The 20,694-nt window shown below is 67.6% G+C and carries 19 protein-coding genes; 7 read left to right on the plus strand and 12 right to left on the minus strand.

From position 1 onward, the window contains the following. Positions 1-199 precede the first annotated feature (199 nt). The 4 genes from HWX36_RS05710 (at position 200) to HWX36_RS37590 (ending at position 6,169) form a co-directional block, all read left to right on the plus strand. Positions 200-2,536: a type I secretion system permease/ATPase gene (locus HWX36_RS05710; RefSeq protein WP_175951248.1), complete on the plus strand. Its 2,337-nt coding sequence runs from the start codon at positions 200-202 to the stop codon at positions 2,534-2,536. Further along, positions 2,533-3,783 (plus strand): HlyD family type I secretion periplasmic adaptor subunit, encoded by a 1,251-nt coding sequence (locus HWX36_RS05715; RefSeq protein ID WP_175951249.1) that lies wholly within the window; start codon positions 2,533-2,535, stop codon positions 3,781-3,783. The genes HWX36_RS05710 and HWX36_RS05715 overlap by 4 nt, the downstream gene beginning before the upstream one ends. 2 nt (positions 3,784-3,785) lie before the next feature. Next, positions 3,786-5,267, plus strand: a complete 1,482-nt coding sequence (locus tag HWX36_RS05720; RefSeq protein ID WP_244136330.1) for a TolC family protein — start codon at positions 3,786-3,788, stop codon at positions 5,265-5,267. Between the two features lie 776 nt (positions 5,268-6,043). Then, complete coding sequence (locus HWX36_RS37590) at positions 6,044-6,169, plus strand: hypothetical protein (RefSeq protein ID WP_279613379.1); 126 nt, start codon at positions 6,044-6,046, stop codon at positions 6,167-6,169. A 54-nt stretch (positions 6,170-6,223) separates the two neighbouring features. Here the strand turns inward: HWX36_RS37590 and slmA are convergent, their stop codons facing one another. Genes slmA through argB form a run of 3 tightly spaced genes read right to left on the minus strand, consistent with a single transcriptional unit; the run spans position 6,224 to position 8,540 of the window. After that, entirely contained in the window at positions 6,224-6,886 is a 663-nt protein-coding gene (gene slmA / locus HWX36_RS05725; RefSeq protein ID WP_175951250.1) for a nucleoid occlusion factor SlmA, read from the minus strand. Continuing rightward, the gene (locus tag HWX36_RS05730; RefSeq protein ID WP_175951251.1) at positions 6,853-7,644 is read right to left on the minus strand and encodes a pyrimidine 5'-nucleotidase; all 792 of its coding nucleotides are present in this window, start codon (positions 7,642-7,644) and stop codon (positions 6,853-6,855) included. The genes slmA and HWX36_RS05730 overlap by 34 nt, the downstream gene beginning before the upstream one ends. Then, positions 7,641-8,540 (minus strand): acetylglutamate kinase, encoded by a 900-nt coding sequence (argB, locus tag HWX36_RS05735; protein ID WP_069257839.1) that lies wholly within the window; start codon positions 8,538-8,540, stop codon positions 7,641-7,643. Before argB ends, HWX36_RS05730 begins: the two co-directional genes overlap by 4 nt. 330 nt (positions 8,541-8,870) lie before the next feature. Here argB and HWX36_RS05740 point away from each other — a divergent pair, with 330 nt between their 5' ends. From HWX36_RS05740 to HWX36_RS05750, 3 genes are all read left to right on the plus strand, one after another. Beyond that, positions 8,871-9,095 carry a cysteine-rich CWC family protein gene (locus HWX36_RS05740; protein WP_175951252.1) on the plus strand — a complete coding sequence of 75 codons (225 nt, stop codon included), beginning with the start codon at positions 8,871-8,873 and terminating at the stop codon, positions 9,093-9,095. Positions 9,096-9,187: 92 nt separating this feature from the next. Then, a complete protein-coding gene (locus tag HWX36_RS05745; protein WP_175951253.1) occupies positions 9,188-10,606 on the plus strand; it encodes an ATP-binding protein in 1,419 nt (472 codons plus the stop codon). A gap of 13 nt (positions 10,607-10,619) precedes the next feature. Further along, the gene (locus HWX36_RS05750; protein ID WP_021156278.1) at positions 10,620-11,162 is read left to right on the plus strand and encodes a response regulator transcription factor; all 543 of its coding nucleotides are present in this window, start codon (positions 10,620-10,622) and stop codon (positions 11,160-11,162) included. A gap of 167 nt (positions 11,163-11,329) precedes the next feature. Here the strand turns inward: HWX36_RS05750 and hslU are convergent, their stop codons facing one another. The 9 genes from hslU to lpxL form a co-directional block, all read right to left on the minus strand. After that, on the minus strand, positions 11,330-12,673 hold the full coding sequence (gene hslU / locus HWX36_RS05755) for an ATP-dependent protease ATPase subunit HslU (protein ID WP_175951254.1): 1,344 nt from the start codon (positions 12,671-12,673) through the stop codon (positions 11,330-11,332). Between the two features lie 10 nt (positions 12,674-12,683). Continuing rightward, on the minus strand, positions 12,684-13,220 hold the full coding sequence (gene hslV, locus HWX36_RS05760) for an ATP-dependent protease subunit HslV (protein ID WP_006760749.1): 537 nt from the start codon (positions 13,218-13,220) through the stop codon (positions 12,684-12,686). Positions 13,221-13,455: 235 nt separating this feature from the next. Then, positions 13,456-13,872 carry an RNA polymerase-binding protein DksA gene (dksA, locus tag HWX36_RS05765; RefSeq protein ID WP_006477498.1) on the minus strand — a complete coding sequence of 139 codons (417 nt, stop codon included), beginning with the start codon at positions 13,870-13,872 and terminating at the stop codon, positions 13,456-13,458. Between the two features lie 496 nt (positions 13,873-14,368). Further along, entirely contained in the window at positions 14,369-15,448 is a 1,080-nt protein-coding gene (locus HWX36_RS05770; RefSeq protein ID WP_175951255.1) for a GTP-binding protein, read from the minus strand. A gap of 200 nt (positions 15,449-15,648) precedes the next feature. Beyond that, positions 15,649-16,863, minus strand: a complete 1,215-nt coding sequence (locus HWX36_RS05775) for a class I SAM-dependent rRNA methyltransferase (protein ID WP_175951256.1) — start codon at positions 16,861-16,863, stop codon at positions 15,649-15,651. Between the two features lie 76 nt (positions 16,864-16,939). Next, positions 16,940-17,860: a tyrosine recombinase XerC gene (xerC, locus tag HWX36_RS05780; RefSeq protein ID WP_175951257.1), complete on the minus strand. Its 921-nt coding sequence runs from the start codon at positions 17,858-17,860 to the stop codon at positions 16,940-16,942. A gap of 14 nt (positions 17,861-17,874) precedes the next feature. Beyond that, complete coding sequence (locus HWX36_RS05785) at positions 17,875-18,603, minus strand: DUF484 family protein (protein WP_175951258.1); 729 nt, start codon at positions 18,601-18,603, stop codon at positions 17,875-17,877. A 37-nt stretch (positions 18,604-18,640) separates the two neighbouring features. Then, positions 18,641-19,510, minus strand: a complete 870-nt coding sequence (dapF, locus tag HWX36_RS05790; RefSeq protein WP_175951259.1) for a diaminopimelate epimerase — start codon at positions 19,508-19,510, stop codon at positions 18,641-18,643. Between the two features lie 263 nt (positions 19,511-19,773). Further along, entirely contained in the window at positions 19,774-20,658 is an 885-nt protein-coding gene (gene lpxL, locus HWX36_RS05795; RefSeq protein ID WP_175951260.1) for a lauroyl acyltransferase LpxL, read from the minus strand. Positions 20,659-20,694: the final 36 nt, after the last annotated feature.

Below are 20,694 nucleotides of genomic sequence, written 5' to 3' on the forward strand. Positions count from 1 at the left end.
GTTGTTTCCTTCCAATCGCGATCCCATCGATAGCAGCCGTCACACGCTTTCGGCTGGCGATGCGATCGCCGATCTGGCCGTGCCTGCGTGCTCGGCCTGTCCGTCCCGCTGTGCAAGCGCAGTAGCCGTACCTCGGCGTGCCTCCAGGGTCTCCCGTGAATTCTCGTGGCCGAACAACGGCCGCATGGTCCGTTTCGATATGAATGCTCAACCCTCCAGTGCCGATGGCGCCAACGAGGCGATTTTGCCCGACGCCATCACGCACGACAGCTTGCTCGATTCGATCGCGTGGCTTTGCGATCACTACGGTGTCGGAAGAAGCCATGCAGTCCTGACGTCCGGTCTCGCCCGGTATGGCGCGCTGACGCCGTCGCTTGCGATCGAGGCGCTGACGCAGGCCGGTCTTGCGGCGAAGCTGGTGGAGCGCTCGTTGGTGCACTTGCCCGAACACCTGCTGCCGGTCGTACTGCTACGCCGCAACGGCAGCGCGTGCGTGCTGCTCGGGTGGCGCATCGACGACTCGGGGGAGGACGACGCACGCATCCGGTATCGCGCCGTGCTGCCCGAACTCGGCGGGATGCCGGTCGAATGCACGGCCGCGGAATTGAGCGACGCCTATGCGGGCTACGCGATTCTCGTGAAGCCGGCGGCGAAGGTCGACGCACGTCCGGACGACCTGCCGGCCGAACCGGCCGGGCACTGGCTGCTGCGAACGCTGTGGCGCTATCGCAGCTATTACGCGAGTGCGGCGGTCGGGGCATTCCTGATCAACGTGCTGGGCCTCGCCAGCGTGTTCTTCACGATGAACGTCTACGATCGTGTCGTCCCGAATCAGGCGTACGTGACGCTCTGGTCACTCGCGATCGGCGTCGCGCTCGCGATGCTGATGGAGGCGGTGTCGCGGCATGTGCGCGCCCATGTCCTCGATACCGCAGGCAAGAAGGCCGATCTGGTGCTCGGCAGCCTGCTGTTCCGCCAGGCGCTGGCGATCCGGATGGAGCGCCGGCCGGCGTCGGCTGGGTCCTTCGCTCACCGTTTGCGCGAGTTCGAGTCGGTGCGCGATTTCGCGACGTCGGCGACGCTGTCGGCGGTGTCCGATCTGCCGTTCGTATTCCTGTTCGTCGGCGTGGTGTTTGCGGTCGGCGGGCCGCTCGGCTGGATTCCGCTGCTGATGATCCCGCTGATCGTCGGCCTTGGCGCGATCGTGCAGTGGCCGCTCGCGCGCGCGATGCGCGAAAACCTGCGCGAAGCGTCGCTCAAGCAGGGCGTGCTGATCGAGTCGATCGACGGGCTCGAGACACTGAAGGCCGTCGGCGGCGAAGGCGCGATGCGGCATCGCTGGGACGCGTTCAGTGCGAAGACGGCAGCCGCGTCGATGCAGTCTCGCCAGCTTTCCAGCATGGCGACCAGTTGCGTCTCGTTCCTGCAGCAGATGCAGACAGTTGTGATCGTGATTTTCGGCGTGTATCTGATCGGCGAAGGCACGCTCACCCAGGGCGCGCTGATCGGCTCCGTGATGCTGGCCGGCCGCGTGACGGCGCCGCTCAGCCAGGTGATGGGACTCGCGCTGCGTTTTCAGCAGGCGAAGACTGCCATGCATTCGCTCAACGAACTGATGGCGATGCCGGTCGAGCACGAACCGGGGCAGGATTATCTGGCGCAGCCTCCGCTCAGCGGCCACGTGAAGCTTGACGGCGTGTCGTTCGCGTATCCGGCGGCTGGCCTGCAGCAAAACGCGCCGGCGCTGGATCAGGTGTCGGTGGAGATCCGGCCCGGTGAACGCGTCGCGATCCTTGGCCGGGTCGGCAGCGGGAAATCGACGCTGCTGCGGATGATCGCACGCCTTTATCAGCCGACGGAGGGCAAGCTGCTCGCCGATGGGCTCGATGCCGCGCAGATCGCGCCGGCCGACTGGCGCCGGGCCTTCGGCTACGTCGGCCAGGACAGCCGGCTGTTCTACGGTTCACTGCGTGAGAACGTGACGATCGGCCGTCCCGACGTACCGGCCACGGAACTGCTGCGCGTGCTGCAACTGACCGGGCTCGATGCGCTGGTCGCTCGGCATCCGCTCGGTGTGAACCTGCAGGTCGGGGAAAACGGCCGCGATCTGTCGGGCGGGCAGCGCCAGCTTGTCGCGCTGGCCCGCAGCCTGATCGCGCGTCCGCGAACGCTGTTGCTCGACGAGCCGACGAGCGCGATGGACACGCAGACGGAGTCGCTCTTCATCGAGCATCTGAAACAGGCGAGCGCTGGCCAGACGCTGGTCGTGGTGACGCACCGCACCTCGCTGCTGACGCTGGTCGACCGGATCGTGATCGTCGATCAGGGCAAGGTCGTGATGGACGGAGAAAAGGCGCAGGTGCTGGCGGCGCTGTCGGGGCAGCCCGAGACAGGCGAGCGTCATGCGCCGCCCGAGTCGCAGCGAAGCCGCGCGACAAAGGTCCGCGTGGTCGAGCGGGGCGCCGGAGCCGGCGCGCCGGCCGCGAATCAAGCGGCCGCCGTTGCGCAGCCGGCGCCGGTTGCGGAGGCATCATGATGCAGCGCATTCGAGCGATCCTGAGCCGCAAGCCGGCACCACGCCTGCGGACGGGCGACGTCGCGTACATGAGCGACCTCCGCGAGGCGCTGCTCGTGCGCTCGTCCGCAGGCGCGCAGCGGATTCTCTATGTGGTCGCCGTAGTGCTCGGCGCCGGGCTGGTATGGGCGCACTTCGCACGCGTCGAGGAGGTCACGCGCAGCGACGCGACGGTCGTCTCGCCGAGCCGCGAACAATGGATCCAGAGTCTTGAGGGTGGCATCGTCCAGACCGTGGCGGTGCGTGAGGGCGACGTGGTCGAAAAGGGGCAGTTGCTCGCGAAGATCGATCCGGCTCGCGCGCAATCGAGCTATCGCGAAGCGTTGAGCAAGGCGCTGGAACTGAAGGCGAACGTGTCGCGTGCGCGCGCCGAGGCCTATGGGGGGGCGCTGGCTTTTCCGGAGGACGTGCGGCGTGAACCCGGCCTCGTCGCGCAGGCTACTGGCACCTACCGTGCGCGCCGCCAGGCGCTCGACGGGCAGGTGGCTGCGTTGACGCAGAGCCGGGCGCTGGTCCGGCGCGAGATCGCGATGGCGGAGCCGCTCGCGGCGAAGGGGCTGGTCTCGGAAGTCGAGATCCTGCGCATGCGGCGTCAGGAGACGGACATCGACGCGCAGATCGCCGAGCGCCGGAGCCGTTTCACCGCGGATGCGAGTACCGAGTTGTCGCGGCTCGAGCAGGAGCTCGCGCAAACTAACGAGGTGCTGGTCGGGCGGGCGGACGTGCTGGCGCGCACCGACGTCGTCGCGCCGATGCGCGGCGTCGTGAAGAACATCCGCATCCGTACGGCGGGCGGCGTCGTGCAGCCGGGCGAACACATCATGGAAATCGCGCCTCTCGACGGTCGTGTGCTGGTCGAAGCGCGGATCAAGCCATCCGATGTGGCGTTTCTGCGGCCGGGGTTGCCGGTGCTCGTCAAGCTGAGCGCGTACGACTTCGCGATCTACGGCGGGTTGCACGGGCACGTCGCCAGCCTGGGTCCGGATACGTTGAAGGACGATCAGAAGGCGGCGATGGGGCGTCCCGACGCGAACTACTACCGGCTCATGGTCGAGACGGATTCGGACGCGCTCGTCGCGGCGGGCACGCGTCTGCCGGTATTGCCGGGCATGCAGGCGACGGTCGATATCCGCACCGGCGAGAAGACGGTGCTCGATTACCTGCTCAAGCCGATCTTCAAGGCCCGTGAGGCCTTCAGGGAGCGTTGAGCATGAACGGATTTCGAATGGTCTGCGCGCGCATCGATGCGCGCGAATCTCGCGCGGCGCTTCGTGTCGCCGCATCGGCCGTACTGCTCGTGTTGGCGATGTGGCAACCGGCCGGGACCGCGCGCGCTGCCGATACCGTTTCGCCGCGTGGTGCGGCGGCATCGGCATCGACGGAGGGGCACGCTATGTCCGCCGGGGCCGACGGCCGCACGGGGGCATCCGCGCTGACGCAGGACGATCCCGCGTCGGCTCCGGCCCCCGGGCGCGAGATGACGGAGCGCGAATTGCGGCAGATGCTGTATGCCGCGGCGGAAGCGGCCGTCGACGTCAGTCCGCAGGTGCGGCGCCTTTACGCGGAGTACCAGGCGGCGCAGGCGGACGTCGATCAGGCGAAGGGGGCGCGTTGGCCGCAATTGCAATTGAATGGCCAGACGCGTGCCGCGCAGTTCGGCTCGAACGCCGGCAGCGCATATGATCCGGGCAACGCGCTGAGCGTGAACCTGACGACGACGCTGTTCGACTGGGGGCGCACCGAGAAAGCGATCGGCAGTCGGCGGGATCTCGCGAGCGCAGGGCAGGAGCGCTACGTCGCGCAGATGGAGGATTCCGCCTATCAGGTCGCGGCTACCCTCGTCGAGCTCTCGAAACAGCGCAACATCGCCACGTTGAGTCAGCGCTTCGTCGACCGGATGACGCGCCTCGTGCGGATGCTCGAGGAAATCGTCGCGGTCGATCGCGGTCGCGGCAGCGAGCTTACGCAGGCGAAGGCCCGTTTATTGCAGGCCGAGGCGAGTCGCGATGCGGCGCTCGCGAAATGCCGAATCGTCGAGCTGAATCTGCGCAAGCTGGTAGGTGAACGGCCGGTGCCGATTCCGATGGATGCGCACTGGCCGCTGCATCCAGGCAATCTCGACCGGCTGACGTCCGCGCTCGACGAGAATCCACGGCTGCGGCAGGCGCGTGCGGAGGCCAGCGCGGCCGAACTGAACCGGGATGCGGTGCGGGCGGCATCGAAGCCGCAACTGAACTGGGTCGTCAGCACGAATACCGGACACGACGCCATCGGGCGCCGGATGCCTTGGCAGACCATGCTTACGCTGACGTGGAACGCGTTCACGGGCGGCGCCACGACTGCGGCGACGAACGCGGCGACGTTCCGTGCATCGGCGAGCTGGCGTCAGGTCGAACAAATGCGCCTGGATCTGGAATATCAGGTGCGCAGTGCCGAGGAGGACGCGCACGCGTTCGGCGAGCGCGCGGATCAATATCGCGACCTGTCGGTGGAGTCGGCACGCGTGCGCAATGCGTTCTTCGACCAGTGGTATCACCTCGGGCGCCGCTCGTTGCTGGACGTGCTGATCGCCGAAAACGACGACTACAACAATCGCGTCAACGAGGTGGCGTACCGGTTCGACGGCTACGCCGCTACGCTACGCGGCTACGCATCGGCCGGCATGCTCGTGCAATGGCTGCGTGAAGGATGACGCGTCACGTCGTGTCCGGCACCGGCCGGGCCATGAGGGAAACCATGAATCCTGGATCGATCGAGAACTGGTTTGCAGTGCCGCCGCCGAGGGCAGCCTCCTATCTGCCAGCGCCCTATGGTGTCCGGCACAACGTCACGGATCGCTTCGCTCGCCTCTCGCCGGGGACGGTCTATCTATCGGTGGAGCGCTCGAGTCGAGGTGTAGCTGTTGCCACCGATGCGTGCGCGGCTGACTTCGGGCACGACAATCTTGCATGGAGTCGCAAGCCGCCGCCGCGTGGTCGCGCCGTGTCGGCGGCGGTCGGCGGCGCATTGCTCGGCGCGGCGTTGATGGCGCTGCTCGGTGTGATGCTGGCCGACCGCGGGGCTGAGTTCGGCCACGAGGCGCGGGGACGCCTGCCCGCGGGGAATGCGGCGCCCGCATCGGTCGTTGCGGCGGCCCCCGAGGTGGCCCCGGCGCCGCATCCAACGCCGGCTTCGGTATCAGCGCCGGTTTCTGCGTTGCCACCTGCGCCGTCCGTCAATCGGTTGGACGCATCATCCCGTCTGGCGCGCGCAGCGGACGGGCACACGGTACCGGTGTCGCGGCCGACACCGCCCCGGCGGCCCGGCATGGCGGGCACGCACAGCCGCGAACAGGACGCCGCGCGACCCGTAGCCGCGAGGGCCGCATTGCCTCTCGTGCCGGCAGCGCCTCGGCCGGAGGTGCCGGCAATTGCATCCGTATCGGCAGCGCCGGACCAATGCGGCGCCGACTGGCCTTGCGGAGAGTCATTGCGATCGTTGCAGGTCGAGCTGAAGCGCTGGGAAGCGCACCAGTTGCTACCGGCGTCGGGGGATGGCAATGCGGTGGCGGCGTCGGTTCGCCTGACCGACCATCTGCGCGTGACGGAGTGGTGATTCGCACAATGCCACCGGGTGCGAGGCCGCTTGGCCGCAACCCGTGTCACGCATTCATTGCAGGATCAGCCGCAAATGCGCGTCGGCCTGCTCGCCGGGCGATTTCTGGAACCCGCCTTTCGCGAAGCGGTGCCACCTGCCGATCACGTAGCTGACGAGCAGGCTCGCCCGTGCCGCGGGATCGTAATCGGCCGGTAGCGTGAACGGCGCCGCGCCGTCGGGCGCATTCGCTTCCGTGTGCGCAACCCTCAGGCACTGCTTGACGGTCGCTTCGATGCGGTCGAGCAACTGGTTCATGCGCTCGGTGAGGCGCTCGTCCTCGCCGACCAGCGCCTCGCCAGTCAGCACGCGTGTCATCCCGGGGTTCTTCGCGGCGAAATTGAGCATCGTCAGCGCGATCGTGCGTGCTTGCAGCACGCCGTTCGGTTCCTTCTCGACGATCTGGTTGACGAGCCCGAACAGCGACTGCTCGATGAACTCGATCAGCCCTTCGTACATCTTCGCCTTGCTCGGGAAATGGCGGTACAGCGCCGCTTCCGACACGTCGAGCCGGGCCGCGAGCGCGGCCGTCGTGATCTTCTCGCGTTTCGGCGCCTCGAGCATCGTCGCGAGCGTCTGCAGGATCATCACGCGGCGCTCGCCCGGCTTCGGGCGCGGGCGGGACGGCGTGGCCTGGTCTTCCGTTACGGCGTGGTCCTGCGGGTGAGTCGGCTGCATTTCTGTCGCCCCGATCGAGTGCCCAGTCGCAGCGATTTTAACGAATGAATCCGCTGGTCGACATAATGCGGGCGGCCGGTACCCGGCAGGTGGCCGGGAAGATGGCCGGTAATCCAGACCGTGCCGATGCCGAGGCGCTTGTAGCGCTTCAGGTGGCCGCGCGTGTCCTCGACGAGGATCGCGTCGGTCATCCGCGCATGCACGGCGCGCAGCGTTCGGCGCAGCATCATGTGGTCAGGTTTCGCGCGCCACGTGCGGCGGTCGCGCATGTGCTCGATCGCGATCACGCGCTCGAACAGCCGCTCGATGCGCAACTCGCGCAGCACCGCGCGCGCATAGTTCTCCGGTGCGTTGGTCAGCACGAACTTGCGGCCCGGCAGCGCGGCGATGATGTGCGCGAGGCCGCGCTCGGCGCGTACCATCGCGGGGAGATCGGCGAACGTATGGACCGCGCGCAGGAAGTCGTGCGGATCGATCGGATGATGGCGCGTGAGGCCGAGGAGCGCGGCGCCGTAGCGCTCGGTATAGCCGGTGCGCAAGCGGTCGGCTTCGGCGCGCTCGACCTTGAGCGCATCGATGATGTACTGCGTCATCGCACGGTTGATCTCGGGAAAGATCGCGTGCGACGCGTGGTGCAGCGTGTTGTCGAGATCGAACAGCCAGACGGGCGCGCCGGCGCGCGGCCGGCTGCGCGAGATGCGCCGGCGCCGCAGCGGGGCCGGCAGGTCGGGGCTGGCGGTCTTGCGGCGCGCGCTCAATGCGAGCGGATCATCGTGCCGAACGGTTGCTCGGTCAGGATTTCCAGCAGTACCGAGTGCTCGATCCGGCCGTCGACGATGTGCACCGACTTCACGCCGCTCTTCGCCGCGTCGAGCGCCGACGAGATCTTCGGCAGCATGCCGCCGGAGATCGTGCCGTCCTCGAACAGCGCGTCGATCTCGCGCGCGGACAAATCGGTCAGCAGGTTGCCGTCCTTGTCCATCACGCCCGGGATGTTGGTCATCATCAGCAGCTTCTCGGCGTTCAGCACGGTGGCGAGCTTGCCCGCGACGAGGTCGGCGTTGATGTTGTACGACAGGCCGTCTTCGCCGAAGCCGATCGGCGAGATCACCGGGATGAATGCGTCGTCCTGCAGCGCCTTCACGACCGCCGGATTGATCGCCTCGACTTCGCCGACCTGGCCGATGTCGATGGTCTGGCCCGGGTTGTCGCGGTCCGGCATCAGCAGCTTGCGTGCGTGGATCAGGCCGCCGTCCTTGCCCGTCAGGCCCACCGCGTGGCCGCCGAAGTGGTTGATCAGCGTCACGATGTCCTGCTGCACTTCCCCGCCCAGCACCCATTCGACGACTTCCATCGTCTCTTCGTCGGTGACGCGCATGCCCTGGATGAAGGTGCCGGCCTTGCCGATCTTCTTCAGCGCCTGATCGATCTGCGGACCGCCGCCGTGGACGATCACCGGGTTGATGCCGACCAGTTTCAGCAGGATCACGTCGCGCGCGAAGCCTTGCTTGAGCCGCTCTTCCGTCATCGCGTTGCCGCCGTATTTGATGACCACGGTCTTGCCGTGGTAACGGCGGATGTACGGCAGCGCCTCGGCGAGGATTTCTGCTTTCAGCGTGGGGGCGATCTGCGAGAGGTCGATGGGCTCGGACATGGCGGCGGCTCTGGCTGGGAACGGTTGAAACACGGCGAATTGTACAGGAGTGGCGCAGCGCAGCATCGGGTTTTTGGGCGGGCCGGAACACTGGCGGCGCGGCCCGGGCGCCGCACGCGGCGGCCCGCCGGCTATGGCGCGGCGCGATGTGCGCCGCGATACGGGCAGGGGTGCTGGCAGTGGTGCGGGCAGCGGTGTGACGGCAGTGGAGGCGGGGTGGTTCGCGAGCATTCGCGATGGCCATCGGCCGAACGGCCGGCGTGCAAAATCCGTTCGCCGCGCTATGCTTGTCGCGTAGGGCGGCTTCCCGCCCGCTCGAGCGCTTTTGCCATGACCGATTCTGCCGCCGACGCCTGTTCCGCCCCGCGCCGCGCGCGGTGCCCGCACTGCGGGCGCAGCTTCGACTGCGGCGCCCGCACGCAGCCGTTCGAATGCTGGTGCGCGTCGATGCCGGTCTTGCCCGGCGGCACACCGCCCGTCGTCGGCGCGCGTTGCCGGTGCCCCGAGTGCCTGGCCGACGAAATCGCGCAGCGGATGGCCGGCGCGGCTGGCTGACGGCATCGGCCGCGCACGCGGGGCGTCCCGTTCGCCGCCCGCCGATCCGGCCCCGCTAGAGGCGCCGCCCGCTAAACGGGTAAACTGCTTGGATGCAACGAATCACCACCACCGGGCGCGTCAACCTCAGTCACCTGTTCTGGCTCCGCAATCTCGCGATCATCGGCCAGCTGGTGACGATCGGCGTCGTGCAGACTTATTTCGGCGCGCATCTGCCGTTGCCGGCGATGCTGATGGTCATCGCGCTCGAAATCGTTTTCAACGCGTTGACCTGGGTGCGTGTGCTGCGTGCGCGGCCCGAGACCAATTTCGAGCTGCTCGGCCAGCTGTGGGTCGACCTCGGTGCGCTGTCCGCGCTGCTGTTCCTGTCGGGCGGCACGACCAATCCGTTCGTGTCGCTGTACCTGCCTTCGCTCGCGATCGCGGCGGCCGTGCTGCCGTGGCACCTGATGATCTGGCTCGCGGCGTTCGCGGTCGCGTGCTACGCGGCGCTCGGTTTCGACTCGGTGCCGCTCAACATGGACAATCCCGCGAACCTGTTCGACTACTACCGTACCGGGATGTGGGCGAACTTCATGGTCAGCGTCGGCCTGATCGCCTGGTTCGTCGCGCGCATGTCGAATGCGCTGCGCCAGCGCGATTCGGCGCTCGGCGAAGCGCAGCAGCGCCTGCTGCGCGACGAGCGGGCGGTCGCGCTCGGTGTGCAGGCCGCCACCGTCGCGCACGAGATGGGCACGCCGCTGTCGACGATCGCGATGCTCGCCGAAGAGCTGCGCGACGCTGCACGCGCCGATCCGGGGCTGGCCCGCTATGAAGCCGACCTGAAGGTGCTCGAGGAACAGATGACGCTCTGCACGTCGGCGCTCGCGCGCCTGCGCAGCCGTGCGAGCGCCCCCGCGAGCCGCCAGCCGGTGGACGACTGGCTCGACACGTTCGTCGAGCACTGGCGCCTGCGGCATCCGCACGTGCAGTTCGAGCTGCTCGGCGCGCGCCCGGCGGGCGTCGCGCTCGACGACACGGTCGCGGCCGGCCAGATCCTGACGATCCTGCTCGACAACGCCGCGCGCGCGAGCCCGCAGCGCGTGACGCTGGCCGCGAAGGTCGCGCACGCCGGCGCGGCCGACGAGATCGAATTCGAGGTATGCGACGACGGGCCCGGCATCCCGGCCTCGTTGCGTGAATCGCTCGGCGCGATGCCGGTCGACAGCACGCAGGGCGGGCACGGGGTCGGCCTGTATCTCGCGTTCAGCGCGGCCGCGCGGCTCGGCGGCGAGATCGAGCTGTCCGATGTCGTGCCGCGCGCGGCAGGCGGCAACGGGCGGGCCGGCAGTGCGGCGAATGGTCACGCCGCGGCAGGATCGGCACAGCGCGCGGGCCAGCGCCTGGTCGAACGGACAACCGGCGCACCGGACAGCCGCCCGGCCGGCACGACCGCCGCGCGCGGCACGCGGGCCGTGCTGCGGCTGCCGGCCGTGCGCGTCGCGGCGTCGGCCGCCTCAACCAACACGTAGACGGAGAAACCACATGAGCGAGAACAATTTCCTGGTGATCGACGACAACGAGGTGTTCGCGGGCACGCTCGCGCGCGGCCTCGAGCGCCGCGGTTATGCGGTCCAGCAGGCGCACGACAAGGAGGCGGCGCTCCGGCTCGCCGCAGGCGGCAAGTTCCAGTTCATCACCGTCGACCTGCATCTCGGCGAGGACTCGGGCCTGAGCCTGATCGCGCCGCTGTGCGACCTGCAGCCCGACGCGCGGATCCTGGTGCTGACCGGCTACGCGAGCATCGCGACGGCCGTGCAGGCGGTGAAGGAAGGCGCCGACAACTATCTCGCGAAGCCCGCGAACGTCGAGTCGATCCTGGCCGCGCTGCAGACCAACGCGACCGAAGTGCAGGCCGACGAAGCGCTGGAGAATCCGGTCGTGCTGTCGGTCGACCGGCTCGAATGGGAGCACATCCAGCGCGTGCTGGCCGAGAACAACAACAATATTTCGGCGACGGCGCGCGCGCTGAACATGCACCGCCGCACGCTGCAGCGCAAGCTCGCGAAGAAGCCGGTGCGTCAGTAAGCGGCGCGCCGCGACCGTCGCGGCGGGTGCGATGCCTTACGAAGGGCGTTGCGGGTTGCGATGGGCAATCGCGCATGCGGGCAGGCCGCGCCCGGCTGTCCGCCGGACGCACCAACGAAAACGGGCGACCCGCCGGGCCGCCCGTTTCGCATTCGCCGCCGCGCGCGTTACAGCACGTAGCGCGACAGGTCTTCGTCCTGCGACACTTCGCCGAGCGCCCGGTCGACATACTTCGCGTCGATCGTCACGCGCTCGCCGGCGTGATTGCCGGCCGAGAACGACACTTCCTCGAGCAGTTTCTCGATCACCGTGTACAACCGGCGTGCACCGATGTTCTCGGTCTTCTCGTTGACCGCATACGCGATCTCCGCGAGACGGCGGATGCCGTCCTGGGCGAATTCGAGCTGCACGTCCTCGGTCGCGAGCAGCGCCTGGTACTGCTTGACGAGGCTTGCGTCGGTCGCGTCGAGGATCGCCTCGAAGTCTTCCACCGACAGCGAGTCGAGCTCGACGCGGATCGGAAAGCGCCCCTGCAGTTCGGGAATCAGGTCGCTCGGCTTCGCGAGGTGGAACGCGCCGCTCGCGATGAACAGGATGTGATCGGTCTTCACCATCCCGTACTTCGTGTTGACCGTCGTGCCTTCGACGAGCGGCAGCAGGTCGCGCTGCACGCCCTGGCGCGACACTTCGCCGCCGCTGCCTTCGTTGTTGCGCGACGTGATCTTGTCGATCTCGTCGAGGAACACGATGCCGTTCTGCTCGACGTTCTGCACGGCCTTCGTCTTCACTTCCTCGTCGTTGAGCATCTTCGCCGCTTCCTCGTCGGTCAGCAGCTTCAGCGCTTCCTTGATCTTCACCTTGCGGCGCTGCTTCTTGCCGCTGCCGAGGTTCGAGAACATCGAGCGGATCTGCTCGGTCATCTCTTCCATGCCCGGCGGCGCCATGATGTCCATGCCGGCCGACGGCTGCTCGAGGTCGAGCTCGACTTCCTTGTCGTCGAGCTGGCCTTCGCGCAGGCGCTTGCGGAACGTCTGGCGCGTCGCGTTGTTGTCGTCGTTCGCGTGTTCGGCATTGCCGCCGAAGCCCACCGCGCGCGGCTGCGGCAGCAGGATGTCGAGGATGCGGTCTTCCGCCTGGTCGGTCGCCTTGCTGCGCACCTTGCGCATCTCGGATTCGCGCGTCTGCTTGACCGAGATCTCGATCAGGTCGCGCACGATGCTGTCGACGTCGCGGCCGACGTAGCCGACTTCGGTGAACTTGGTCGCTTCGATCTTGATGAACGGCGCGTCGGCGAGCTTCGCGAGGCGGCGCGCGATTTCGGTCTTGCCGACACCCGTCGGCCCGATCATCAGGATGTTCTTCGGCGTGATTTCCTGGCGCAGCGGGTCGGCGACCTGCTGGCGGCGCCAGCGGTTGCGCAGCGCGACCGCGACGGCTTTCTTCGCCTTCGCCTGGCCGATGATGTGCTTGTCGAGTTCCGAGACGATCTCGGCAGGGGTCATGGTGCTCATGGTGCGGTCCTTACTCGATCGTTTCGATGATGCGGTTGTGGTTCGTATAGATGCACATGTCGCCGGCAATCTCGAGCGACTTCTCGACGATCTCGCGCGGCGACAGCTCGGTGTTCTCCGCGAGTGCGCGGGCCGCGGCCTGCGCATAGGCGCCGCCCGAGCCGATCGCGCAGATGCCGCCTTCGGGGTCGAGCACGTCGCCGTTGCCGGTGATCACGAGCGTGGTGGTGGCATCGGCCGTAATCAGCATCGCCTCGAGGCGGCGCAGCATCCGGTCGGTGCGCCAGTCCTTCGCGAGCTCGACGGCCGCGCGGGTCAGGTTGCCCTGGTGCTTCTCGAGCTTCGCCTCGAAGCGGTCGAGCAGCGAGAACGCATCGGCGGTGCCGCCCGCGAATCCGACCAGCACCTGGTTGTTGTAGATCCGCCGCACTTTCCGCGCGCCACCCTTCATGACGATGTTGCCGAGGGTTACCTGGCCGTCGCCGCCGAGCGCGACCTTGTCGCCGCGCCGGACCGAAACGATGGTCGTGCCGTGAAATTGCTCCATCTGCGTTCCTTGAGAAAAACGGGGAAGAGTCAGGCGGCGCGAGGCGCCGCTGCGTAACTCGCAGTGCGCCGGGAAGCGGCCCGGCGCGCGTCCGGTTCATTTTAGGGCGGGCGCCGGTATATCAAGAGGCGGGAGGCAAATCGGCGGGCCGGGAACCGGTGCCGGAAAAACAAAAAGCGCGCGGCAGGCCGCGCGCTTTCGGGAAGCAGCGTGTCTGAGCGGAACGCCCGCTCGATCAGTCGCCGAACAGCTTCTGGCGCAGCTCGCGGCGCTCTTGCGCCTCGAGCGACAGCGTGGCGGTCGGACGCGCGAGCAGGCGCGGAATGCCGATCGGCTCGCCGGTTTCCTCGCACCAGCCGTAATCGCCGGAATCGATGCGGGCGAGCGACTGTTGAACCTTCTTGAGGAGCTTGCGTTCGCGATCGCGCGTGCGCAGCTCGAGCGCGTGCTCTTCCTCGATCGTCGCGCGATCGGCGGGGTCGGGCACGATCACCGTCTCGCGCAGGTTCTCGGTCGTCTGGCCTGCATTCTTGAGGATGTCCGCCTGCAACTGTTCGAGCCGATTTTTGAAGAAGGCGAGCTGATCCTCATTCATGTAATCCTTGTCGCTCATCTTCAGGATTTCGGCTTCGGTCAAGAGTTTCTTCGTCATCTGCTTGCTTCTTCAATGTGCGGCAAATCAAGAGATATTGCCTGCACTTTGGGATTACCCGCAACCGCGTTTGCATTCATTTGCGATTTGCCGCCGCGGGGCCGAAAGCCTCTGGAAAACCGGTTCTCAAATACCAGGATAGGCCTGGCGCGGAGTTGTGCGCGCTGCGAACCGGTGTGCTGCGCGGCACATCGCATCGGCCGCGGCCGGGAGGCGGATTGGCGATCCGGCGCGGTTGCGATGCCCGGAAAACTGGTTCAGCAAGAACCGGGCCTGTTTGTTGCCGTACTCCAGCGGGCACGTATTGTAACTGAATCGCAAGCGGGCGCCGTATCGGGTCGATCCCCGTCGGCTGCGCCAATATCTAGAAAATATAACGCGCAAATCGCGAAAAAGCGATGACGGCGAAACCCTGCCCGAAAAGGGCGCTCCGCGGCCGCCGCAGCCGCCTGCGAGGCGGCCGCGCGGCGGCGTGTGCGGCGGTTGCCCGCGCGCGTCAGGCGAGGCAGGCGTCGAGGCCGTCGGTGATCAGGTCCTGCGGCAGATCGACGCCGATGAACACCATCTTGTTGGTCTTCTTCTCGACCGGCAGCCACTTCGCGGCGAGGTCGCTGCCCATCATCTGGTGCACGCCCTGGAACACGACCTTGCGGTCGACGCCCTTCATGTACAGCACGCCCTTGTAGCGCAGCATCCGCTCGCCGTAGATCTGCAGGATGCCGCCGAGGAAGTCTTCCAGCTTGTTCGGGTCGAACGGGCGGTCGTTGCGGTACACGAACGACTTGATCTTGTCGTCGTGGTGCGCGTGGTGGTGATGGTGGTGGCCGTGGTCGTGATCGTGCGCGCATTGGCCGTGATCGTGGTCGCAATTGGCGTGATCGTGATCATGGCCGTGATCGTGGTGGTGGTGTGCGTGATCGTCCTCGGCGAGGAAGTCGGGGTCGATCTCGAGCTTCGCGTTCAGGTTGAAGCCGCGCAGGTCGAAGATTTCCTTGATGTCCGCTTCGCCGAAGTTCACGACCTTGATCGCGGCCTTCGGGTTCATGTGCATCAGGCGATGCTTGAGGCCGGCCACCGTCTGGTCGTCGACCAGGTCCGACTTCGTGATGAACAGGCGATCGGCGAAGCCGACCTGGCGCTGCACGACTTCGTGCTCGTCGAGCTGCGCGTTCGCGTGCTTCGCGTCGACCAGCGTGATGACCGCGTCGAGCAGGAAGTCGTCGGCGATTTCGCTGTCGATGAAGAAGGTTTGCGCGACCGGGCCCGGGTTCGCGAGGCCGGTCGTTTCGATCACGATGCGGTCGAAGTCGAGCTTGCCTTCGCGCTTCTTCGCGGCGAGATCGCCGAGCGCGCGAGCGAGGTCGCCACGGATCGTGCAGCAGATGCAGCCGTTGCTCATCTGGATGATCTGCTCGTTCGAATCCTGCACCAGGATTTCGTTGTCGATGTTCTCTTCGCCGAACTCGTTCTCGATCACGGCGATCTTCATGCCGTGCTGTTCGTTCAGGATGCGCTTGAGCAGCGTCGTCTTGCCGCTGCCGAGGAAGCCGGTGAGGATGGTGACGGGAGTGGCCATGTCAATCGCCTGTGGTTCGTGAATCGGGGTCAAAGCCAGGATGTGCGTCGCGCCCGGGGCGTTGCCAGCCGGGGCGCACAACCATCCATTGAAACATACCTGTCAAGCTCTCGCCCGTCGTCCGAACGACAGGCGGGAGCGCGGATCCGCCGGGCGCGGGGTCGCGGCCGGCGGACGGTTGCGCGCGTAGATCGGGGCGATCAGACGATTTGCAACAGCAGGCCCTTCAGATATTCGCCTTCCGGGAAGGCCGCGAGCAGCGGGTGATCGACACCCGCGCCGAGGCGCTTCAGGATGCGCGCGTCGACCTTCGCGTCGGCGGCCGCACCCGCGACGATCTTCTGGAACAGGTCCATGTCGATCGCGCCCGAGCACGAGTACGTGAACAGCAGGCCGCCCGGACGCAGCAGCTTGAAGCCGCTCAGGTTGATGTCCTTGTACGCACGCGCCGCGCGATCGACGCTGTCGCGCGTCGGCGCGAACTTCGGCGGATCGAGCACGATCAGGTCGAATCGCTCGCCTTCGTCGACGAGGCGGCGCAGCGTCTTGAATGCGTCGGCGTCGAGCCAGGTCGCGCGTTCGGCGTCGAAGCCGTTGGCGACGACGTTCTGCTGCGCGAGCGCGAGCGCGTCGCCCGACGAGTCGATCGACACGACGCGCTTCGCGCCGCCCTTGAGCGCCGCGAGCGAGAAGCCGCCCGTGTAGCAGAAGCAGTTCAGCACGTCGCGATCGGCCGCGTACTGCGCCACCAGCGCGCGGTTGTCGCGCTGGTCGACGTAGAAGCCCGTCTTGTGGCCGTTCGGCACGTCGACGTGATAGCGCACGCCGTTTTCGTTCGCGATCAGGGTCGCGGGCGGTGCGTCGCCGGCCAGCACGCCGGTCGTCTGTTCGAGCCCTTCCTTGTCGCGGATCGATACGTCCGAGCGCTCGTAGACGTTCGGGCAGCCCGTGGCGCCGACGAGCGCCTTCACGATCGCGTCCTTCCATGCGTCGACGCCCGCGGCCATGAACTGGCAGACGAGCTGGCCGCGCGGTGCGGCACCGGCTTCGGCGGTGTCCGCGACGTAGTAGTCGACGATCAGCCCCGGCAGCCCGTCGGCTTCGCCGAACACGAGCCGCACCGCGCCCGTGCCCGACACCATCGTCGTGCGGTGCGCGACCGCGCGCTGCACGCGGCGCTTGAAGAACGCGTGGTCGATCGGCTCGTTCTCGTCGAAGCTCCACACGCGCACGCGGATCTGCGATTGCGGGCTGTACGCGCCGCGCGCGAGGAAGCGGCCGTCGTGTGCGCGCACGATGACGGTCGCGCCGGGCGCGGGCTTGCCGTCGACGCGGTCGATCGCAGTGGCGTAGATCCACGGATGGCGGCGCAGCAGCGATTTGTCCTTGGACGGCTTGAGTGTGACGGTTTGCATGATGAGATCGAAATGGGCCGTGCGCGAAGCCGGCCGTGGCCGGTCGCCGCGCGCGGCGGGTAACACGGGAAGTGCGTCAGTCGCGCTTCTTCGCGCGCGGATGCGCGCTGTCGTAAATCTTCGCGAGATGCTGGAAGTCGAGCGACGTATAGACCTGCGTCGCGGAGACGCTCGCGTGGCCAAGCAGTTCCTGCACGGCGCGCAGGTCGCCGCTCGACTGCAGCACGTGCGTCGCGAACGAGTGGCGCAGCACGTGCGGATGGACGTTGGCGGGGATGCCCGCGGTGAGCGCCGCGCGTTTCACGCGCTCGCGCACGACGCCCGGCGACATCCGGTTGCCGCGCACGGACACGAACAGCGGATGCGGATCGTGCTTCACGAATTCGCCGCGCACCGCGAGCCACGCGTTCAGCGCATCGATCGCCTTGCGGCCGACCGGCACCTTGCGCTCCTTGTTGCCCTTGCCGCGCACGGTGACTTCGGCTTCCGCGAGGTCGAGCCAGCCGGCCGAGCGGTAGCCGTCGGCCTGCGTGTACATCACGTCGAGCCCGATCAGCTCGGCGAGGCGCAGCCCCGACGAATAGAACAGCTCGAGGATCGCGTGATCGCGGATGCCTTCGGTCGTGTTGGCGAGCGGCGCGTCCATCAGCGCCGATGCATCGTCGACCGACAGCGCTTTCGGCAAGGTCTTCGCGCGTTTCGGCGCGCGCACCGCGGCGACCGGGTTCGCGGGCATCTCGATGCGCTGCGCGAGCCAGCGGTAGAACGCGCGCCATGCGGACAGCCGGTGCGAGATCGACCGCGCGGACAGCCCGCCCGCATGCGCGCGCGCAACCGCGCCGCGCATGTCGGCGGCCGTCAGCGCTTCGAGCGGCCGGCCGTTCGCGAGCTTCTTCAGCTCGTCGAGTTCGTGCGTGTACGCGCGCAGCGTGTGTTCCGACAACTGCCTGACGTGCTTCAGGTTCGACAGGTAGGCGGCGATCGGATCGTCTGTCATCGCGTGCGGAAGGATCAGTGCGGCAGCAGGCGCGTGAGCGCGGCGCTCGCGAGCGTCGCGATCTGCGCGAGGAAGTCGGTGGCCATCCCGTCGTGGAAGCGGCGCGGGTCGGGCGAGCCGAGTACGAGCAGGCCGAACGCGGGCGCATCGGCGCCGGCGAGCGGCGCGCGCAGTGCGAGCAGCGCGATCGATGCGGCCGAACCGTCGCCGGCCGGCGGTGCGGCTTCCGCGCCTTCCGCCGCATTCGCGGCCGCGGCGGCGACCGCGGGCGCCAGCCACTGCGCGGCTTCGAACCCCGTGTTCGCACCACAGTACGGCGTCGACAGCCCGCTCGTGAACAGGCGCACTTCCTCGCCGACCTGGCGCGCGAAATCGGCCTGCGAGTAGGTGTCGGCGACGTCCCATACGCGCAGCGCCGTCTGCGGCACGTCGAATACTTCGGCGATGCCGTCGGCGATCGTGCGCGGCAGCGCGTACGGATCGCGTTCCGCGATCACGCGCGCGGTCCAGCGGCTGAACTTCGCGGACAGGCTGTCGTTCTCGTGGCCGTAGCGCACGAGTTCGGCGAGCCGGCGCTCGAGATGCTTGTTCTTGTCGCGCAGCATCTCCATCTGCCGCTCCTGCAGCGAGATCGCGGCCTTGCCGTGCGGGTTCGCGAGGCGGATCGTCGCGAGCAGTTCGGCGTGCTGCGCGAAGAATTCGGGATTGGCGAGCAGGTAGTCGGCGACTTCGCGATCGTTCATGTGGCTGGCGCGTTCAGTTATCAAGGACGTTGCAGGGTCAGGCGGGCAGGTCGATCTCGCCTTCGAACACGGTCGTGGCGGGCCCGGCCATCATCAGCGCGGCGGCTTCGTCGCGCGCGCCGTCCCAGCTGATCGTCAGCGTGCCGCCGTGCGTGTGCACGGTCACGGGCGAATCGAGCAGGCCGCGCCGGATCCCGGCCGCGACCGCCGCGCATGCGCCGGTGCCGCACGCGAGCGTCTCGCCCGCCGCGCGTTCGTACACGCGCAGCTTCACTTCGCTGCGCGACACGATCTGCATGAAGCCGGCGTTCACGCGCTCCGGGAAGCGCGCGTGGCGCTCGATCAGCGGGCCTTCTTCGAGCACGGGATACGCTTCGGCGTCGTCGACGACCTGCACCGCGTGCGGGTTGCCCATCGTCACCGTCGAGATCCAGCGCGTCGCACCGCCGACGTCGAGCGGCCACAGCGTGTCGCGGCCCTCGGTGCGGCCGTCGAGGCCCGCCGCGTCGAACGGCACCTGCGCCGGCACGAACACGGGCGCGCCCATGTCGACGACGACTTCGCCGTTGTCCTGCATCGTCAGCGTGATCAGGCCCTTCATCACCTGCACGCGCACGCTGCGCTTGTCGGTCAGGCCGCGGTCGCTGACGAATTTCACGAAGCAGCGCGCGCCGTTGCCGCAGTGTTCGACCTCGCCGCCGTCGCAATTGAAGATCCGGTACTTGAAATCCACGCCGTCGACGGTCGGTTTTTCGACGAGCAGCAACTGGTCGGCGCCGATGCCGAAGTGGCGGTTGGCGAGCGCACGCACCTGCGCTTCGGTGAGCGGCGGCAACGCGCGCGAATAGCCGTCGAGCACGACGAAGTCGTTGCCCGCGCCGTGCATCTTGGTGAACGAGAGTTTCACTGGGTCCGGATTTCCATGGCGAACGAGGCGGTCAGCGCGGCGCGCGCGACGCCGCGCCATGTCTGGGCGGCCTCGTTCGTCGTGCTGATCTCAACCGCAAATGATACATGCAGCCGACAGGGGCGTCCTGCGCGGGCGGGGCGATCGATGGCTCGCGCGGCAGGTTGCGTTCGACCGGTGGCGGGCACGCGCGAAAGGCGAGCCGAAGGTGGCGAGCGCGCAGGCGCGCGCGACGGCGCGCCCGCGGGTTGCGTGCGGCGGGGTCAGTAGAGGCTCGGTTCGCCGGGCGGGCGCGTCTTGAAGCGCTTGTGGACCCAGTAATACTGTTCGGGCATCAGCGGGATCTGTTCCTCGAGGAATGCGTTCATCCGCCGCGCGTCGAGATCGTCGTCGCCGGTCGGGTAGTGATCCCACGGCTTGAATACCTTCAGACGGTAGCCCTTGTAGTTCGGCAGCACCTCGCCGATGAACGGCACGACCTGCGCGCGGCCCGTCTTCGCGAGCCGGCCGACCGCCGTCAGCGTGCACGCAGGCACGCCGAAGAACGGGACGAACGTCGAGTTGCGCAGCCCGTAGTCCATGTCGGCGCCGAGCATCACCGGCTTGCGGTCGCGCAGCCAGCGCAGCACGACGCGCGCACTGTCCGCGCGCCCGACCATCTCGGCGTCGAAACGCCCGCGCGCCTGCTTCGCCGCTTCCTCGAGCACCGCGTTCGAGAACGGCTGGTAGAGCGACCCGCAGCGGCGGTGCAGCGAACGGTTCAGCCAGATCGAGCCGGCCTCGATGCCGACGAAATGCAGGCCGAGGAACAGCGTCGGCGGAAGGTCCGGATCGTCGAGGTCGACCGCGCTGTCGACCTGGATCAGCTTCGCGAGCTTTTTCTCCGAGCCGAACCACTGCACGCTGCGCTCGACATAGCTGCGGATCGCATGGCGGAAATGCTGCCCCGCGACTTCCTCGCGGCGTTCGTCGCTCCAATCAGGGAAGCAGAGTTTCAGATTGGTGTGTACGATGCGCTTTCGCCGGCTGGGGATCTTGTAGAGCAGCCAGCCGAGACCATCGCCGAACCGTGCGGTCAGGCCGTACGGCAACAGGGCGAGCAGTTTCAGCAAGCCAATGGCGAGGTGCGTGGCTAGACGACCTAGCATGCGAAACCTCCGTGGGACCGGCTGGCCGGCGCGTTG

Source organism: Burkholderia sp. BCC0405 (genome assembly GCF_902833075.1).
Lineage (GTDB): Bacteria > Pseudomonadota > Gammaproteobacteria > Burkholderiales > Burkholderiaceae > Burkholderia.